5 protein-coding genes are annotated in these 4,979 nt (G+C 72.8%); 2 read left to right on the top strand and 3 right to left on the bottom strand.

The window, feature by feature from the left end; translation table 11 throughout:
* On the bottom strand, nt 1-341 hold a 341-nt coding region (locus G3I53_RS09155), incomplete at its 3' end, for a DUF5685 family protein (RefSeq protein WP_343240583.1).
* A gap of 289 nt (nt 342-630) precedes the next feature.
* Here G3I53_RS09155 and G3I53_RS09150 point away from each other — a divergent pair.
* A complete protein-coding gene (locus G3I53_RS09150) occupies nt 631-1,068 on the top strand; it encodes a cell division protein SepF (RefSeq protein ID WP_164334598.1) in 438 nt (145 codons plus the stop codon).
* A 51-nt stretch (nt 1,069-1,119) separates the two neighbouring features.
* On the opposite strand, the gene G3I53_RS09145 is transcribed toward G3I53_RS09150, so the two are convergent.
* Both G3I53_RS09145 and G3I53_RS09140 read right to left on the bottom strand, forming a co-directional pair.
* Nucleotides 1,120-2,310, bottom strand: a complete 1,191-nt coding sequence (locus tag G3I53_RS09145; protein WP_164334597.1) for an acyl-CoA dehydrogenase family protein — start codon at nt 2,308-2,310, stop codon at nt 1,120-1,122.
* Nucleotides 2,311-2,412: 102 nt separating this feature from the next.
* Nucleotides 2,413-4,080, bottom strand: a complete 1,668-nt coding sequence (locus G3I53_RS09140) for an MFS transporter (RefSeq protein ID WP_164342682.1) — start codon at nt 4,078-4,080, stop codon at nt 2,413-2,415.
* A 262-nt stretch (nt 4,081-4,342) separates the two neighbouring features.
* Here G3I53_RS09140 and G3I53_RS09135 point away from each other — a divergent pair.
* Nucleotides 4,343-4,979 (top strand): glycosyltransferase family 39 protein (locus tag G3I53_RS09135; RefSeq protein WP_343240582.1); only part of this gene is annotated, 637 nt, incomplete at its 3' end.

Below are 4,979 nucleotides of genomic sequence, written 5' to 3'. Positions count from 1 at the left end.
GCCAGCAGCCCGTCCCCGTCGGCGACATGGTCGCGCACCTTGGCCGAGGCGAGGACCAGCGAGACGGCCGCCGCGAGCCGGGCCCCCTCACCGTGTGCGACCGACGCGGTGCGCATGCCGCGCAGCGGGCACGGGCCGGCCGTGCGCCGTCCCGTGCCGGCGCGCTCCGACTGAGCCTCCGTCAGAACCGATATGAGCAGGCCGTCGTAGTTCGTGACGACGCGTGCGAGCTGTCCGTGGTCCCTGCGCAGGGCGAGACAGAGTCCGCACAAATGCGCAGTCCACTGGGCCGTGAGCTTCTCCCCCAGCCGGTGCCGGCAGGGTCTGACCATTCCGAACACGACGTTCCCCCGTGAGTCGTACGAGCCGGGCTGCGGCATCGTACCGGCCGCTCCTTTCACCCGTACGCGCCGCTCATCACCCGTACGCCGCGAAGAATATTATTTCACTCACAGTCAGCAGCCGTTTACACCAAGACCCTTGGGAAACACGGACTCTCGACGGATTCGCTGTGCACCAGTACCGTCACAAACCCCCCGCGCGGCGTCTATCCACTTGGCGCGCCATCCGCATCATGGATGACCATAGGGATGCGGAAAGCAAGAAAGACCGCTGTGAGAGGAGGCGTCCATGGGATCGGTACGCAAGGCGAGTGCCTGGCTCGGCCTCGTCGACGACAACGAAGACGAGCGTTACTACGACGACGACTACTCCGACGGAAACGACTCCGGGGACGCCTGGGTCACCGATCCGCGGGTCAAGGTGGCAGCCGACGTGGCCGAGGAGAAGGGCCGCCGTATCGGCACGGTCACCCCGGACAGCTTCCGGGACGCCCGCGCCATCGGCGAGCTGTTCCGCGACGGTGTTCCCGTCATCGTGAACCTCACCGCCATGGAGGCCTCCGACGCCAAGCGCGTGGTGGACTTCGCCGCCGGGCTGATCTTCGGTCTGCGCGGGTCCATCGAGCGGGTGTCCAACCGGGTGTTCCTGCTGAGCCCCGCCGACACCGAGGTGGTCAGCGGGGAGCCGGCCGCGCACCGTTCGGACGGCTTCTACAACCAGAGCTGAGGCAGGGCCGCTCACCGGCCCCGCCGTCGCGCGGGTGCACCGGACGCCGGTTCACCGGAAGGCGTCGAGCCCGGTGAGCGCCTTGCCCAGCACGAGCTGGTGCATCTCGACGGTGCCCTCGTAGGTGAGCACCGATTCCAGGTTCGTCGCGTGCCGCATCACCGGGTACTCCAGCGAGATCCCGTTGGCGCCGAGGATCGTGCGGGCCGTGCGGCAGATGTCGATGGCCTCGCGGACGTTGTTCAGCTTTCCGAAACTGACCTGCTCGGGACGGAGCCGGCCGGCGTCCATGCGCCGCCCCAGATGGTGGGCGAGCAGAATCCCCTTGTGCAGTTCCACCGCCATGTCGGCCAGCTTGGCCTGGGTCAGCTGGAATCCGCCGATGGGCCGGCCGAACTGCTCCCGCGACTTCGCGTAGTCGACGGCCGTCTCGAAGCAGCTGCGGGCCGCGCCCATGGCGCCCCACACGATCCCGTACCGGGCGTGGGAGAGGCAGCTGAGCGGCCCGCGCAGTCCGGTCACCCCGGGCAGCACCGCGTCGGCGGGCAGCCGCACGTCGTCCAGGACGAGTTCGCTGGTGACGGAGGCGCGCAGCGACCACTTGTGCTTGATCTCGGGGGCCGAGAACCCGGCGCTGCCGGTGGGCACGGCGAAGCCGCGGATGCCCTCGTCGGTCTGCGCCCACACCACGGCGACCCCGGCCACGGAACCGTTGGTGATCCACATCTTGCGCCCGGTGAGCCGCCAGTCGGTGCCGTCGCGCTTGGCGTAGGTGCGCATGGCGGCGGGGTCGGAGCCGTGGTCGGGTTCGGTGAGGCCGAAGCAGCCGATGACCTCACCGGCGGCCATCGACGGCAGCCATCGCTGCTTCTGCTCCTCGCTGCCGAACCGGTGGATGGCGTACATGGCGAGGGAGCCCTGCACGGACACCAGTGAACGGATCCCGGAGTCGGCCGCCTCCAGCTCCAGGCAGGCCAGCCCGTACTGGACGGCACTGGCGCCCGCGCAGCCGTACCCGTCGAGGGACATGCCCAGCGCGCCGATCCCGCCGAGTTCGCGGGCCAGCTCCCGGATGCCCGGCAGCTCGCCCTTCTCGTACCAGTCGGCGATGTGCGGCAGTACCCGGTCCGCGGCCCAGCCGCGCACGGTGTCCCGGACGGCGAGGTCCTCCGGCTCCAGCAGGTCGTCGAGCCCGAGCGGGTCGGCGGGGTCGAAGGGCGGCAGCTTCGCGGACGCGGACACGGGAACATCCTCCGGGGACGGTCGGCCGGCCGTGCGATCACGGCCCGGGGCGACGTTACGACGCGCTTCCGCGCGCGTCCACCCCGGCCCGGCGCCCACCGGTCAGACCTTCAGCTCGTTGATCCGCGGGGCCGTGGCCCCCCGGGGCGAGGGCAGGTCGGGGGCGGGCCCCTCCCCGGCGGGTGCGGCCGGCGCGGGGACGGCCGCGACGGGCCGTTCCGTACCGGCCTCGCAGCTCATGACCCGGGGCAGCCGGAGCGCCATCACGGCGCCCAGCAGCAGCAGACCCGCGCTCACCAGCAGGGTCACGTGCAGTCCGTGCACGAAGGAGTGGCGGGCCGCCTGCCGCAGGGCGACCCCGGCGGGGCCGCCGAGCTGGGCGGCCACCTCGTAGGCCTCGCCCAGGGAGTGGCTCGCCGCCGCGGTCGCCGAGGCGGGCACTCCGGGCACGCCGCTCAGGCCGGGCGCGTAGGCGGCGTTCATGACGCTGCCCAGCAGCGCGATGCCGATGCCCGCGCCGAGCTGGTAGGAGGTCTCGCCGATGGCGGCGGCCCCGCCGGCCCGGTCCGCGGGCGCGTCGCTCAGCATCGACTCGTACGCCCCGAACAGGGTGGTCTCCAGGCCGAAGCCGAGCAGGACGAAGCCGGCCAGCAGCAGCGGCCAGTTGTCGTGGCCGCCCATCGCCGTCAGGAGCACCACCGCGGCGGCCGTCAGGCAGAAGCCCGCGCTGACCATGCGGCGCGGGCCGAACCGGCGCAGCATCCTGGCGCCCGCGAGGCCCGCGCCCATCGCCGCGAAGGTCAGCGGCAGCAGCCGGAGGCCGGTCTCCAGCGGGGACAGTCCCAGCACCAGCTGGAGGTACTGCGCGGCGATCAGCTGCAGCCCCACCAGGGCGAGCATCGCCAGCACGATGCAGCCCACGGACGTGCTGAACGCGGGACGGGCGAACATGTGCAGGTCGACCAGCGGATGCGTCCGGCGCCGCTGCCGTCGCACGAAGGCGGCCAGCAGGGCACCGCCGGCCAGCAGCGGCAGCAGGGTCCACACGCTGCCCGCGGTCTCCGCGCCGCCGAGCCGCTTCACGCCGAGCACCACGGCGAACAGTCCGCCGGCCGCCATCAGCGCGCCGAGCAGGTCCCAGGGGCCGCTGCCGTCGCCCTTCGACTCGGGCAGCAGCAGGCGTCCCACCGGGAGGCTCACCAGCATCAGCGGGATGTTGACCAGGAAGACCGAGCCCCACCAGAAGTGCTCCAGCAGGAAGCCGCCGAGCAGCGGCCCGACGGCCGCGCCCACGGCGGCGACGGCACTCCAGATGCCGATGGCGAGCGCCCGTTCGCGGCGCTCCGGGAAGACCTGCCGCAGGATGGACAGCGTGGCCGGCATGATCATGGCGCCGCCGACGCCGAGCAGCGCCCGGGCGGCGATGAGCACCGCGCCGTTGTCGGCGAGGGCCGCCATGCCGGAGGCGAGCCCGAACAGGGTGTAACCGAGCAGGAGGACGCGTCTGCGCCCGACGCGGTCGCCCAGCGTGCCGAACAGGATCAGCAGCGAGGCGCAGACCAGCGGGTAGGCGTCGACGATCCAGAGCAGCTCCATCGCACCGGGCCTGAGATCCTCGGTGACGGCGGGCACCGCCACGTGCAGGACGGTGGCGTCGACGGCGACGAGCAGCAGGCTGGCGCAGAGGACGACCAGTACCACCCAGCGGTTGGCACCGGCCCCGGTCGCCCGACGGCGCAGCGCGGAGGCGGCCGTGGTCGTCCCGGACATGTACGTACCTCCCAGATGCTCCCTCGCGTTCGGCGGGCACACGGGGTGGGGGACTCCCCCGTGACTCGGCCGGGGAGGAGCGGAAGGTCCCCGGCCCGCGCAACGAATGGCGAGTGACACGTCAGCGTACGCGAGGACGAGCCGGTATCGAGTGGCGGGTCTCTCACACATCCGGCGAATCCGTGTGGCGTACACCACTCTCCCCGGCTGCTCACACGCCCCGCGGCGCGGTGCGGTTCCGTGCCCGGCCGATAATCGGCAGGTGAACGATCTCGACACGCGCGCCGGGCCGGCCCGCCCGGGCCTGCTGCGCCGGGCGGCCCCCGCGCTGCTCGGCTACGCGGCCGTCCGCGCCCTGGGCCTGCTGGTGCTGGCCCTGTGGAGCGCGGCGCGCGGAACGAGCCCGTACACGCTGCTGACCGCCCGCTGGGACGCGCTGTGGTACACCCGCGTGGCCGAGCTGGGCTACGGCTACGAGGTGCGCCTGCCCAACGGGGACGTGCACTCCAACCTGGCCTTCTTCCCGCTGCTGCCGTGGCTGGAGCGGCTGGTGGCGGCGGTCTCCCCGCTGTCGTACGCCGACGGCGGTTTCCTGGTGAGCGTGCTGGCCTCGCTGGCGGCGGCCGGGGGCATCTTCGCGGTGGCCGAACGGCTGTACGGGCCGCGCGCCGGGGTGTGCGCGGTGCTGCTGTGGGCGGCGCTGCCGGTCGGGATCGTGCAGTCGATGGCCTACAGCGAGTCCCTGTTCACGGCGCTGGCGGCCTGGTCGCTGTACGCGGTGCTGACCGGCCGCTGGGTGGCGGCGGGTCTGCTGGCGGCGTGCGCCGGGCTGACCCGGCCGGTGGGCCTGGCGGTGGTCGCGGCGGTGTGGGCGGCGGGCCTCGCCGCCCTGCTGCGGG

This window comes from Streptomyces sp. SID14436, assembly GCF_010548465.1.
Classification (GTDB): Bacteria; Actinomycetota; Actinomycetes; order Streptomycetales; family Streptomycetaceae; genus Streptomyces.
Note: the sequence above shows the minus strand (reverse complement) of the source record. Positions and strands in the feature narration are given on the sequence as shown.

What these genes read in the sequence shown, in the direction of transcription:
- G3I53_RS09150 (WP_164334598.1), top strand. Translation starts at nt 631, where the DNA reads ATGGGATCGGTACGCAAGGCGAGTGCCTGGCTCGGCCTCGTCGACGAC.
- G3I53_RS09140 (WP_164342682.1), bottom strand. Translation starts at nt 4,080, where the DNA reads ATGTCCGGGACGACCACGGCCGCCTCCGCGCTGCGCCGTCGGGCGACC.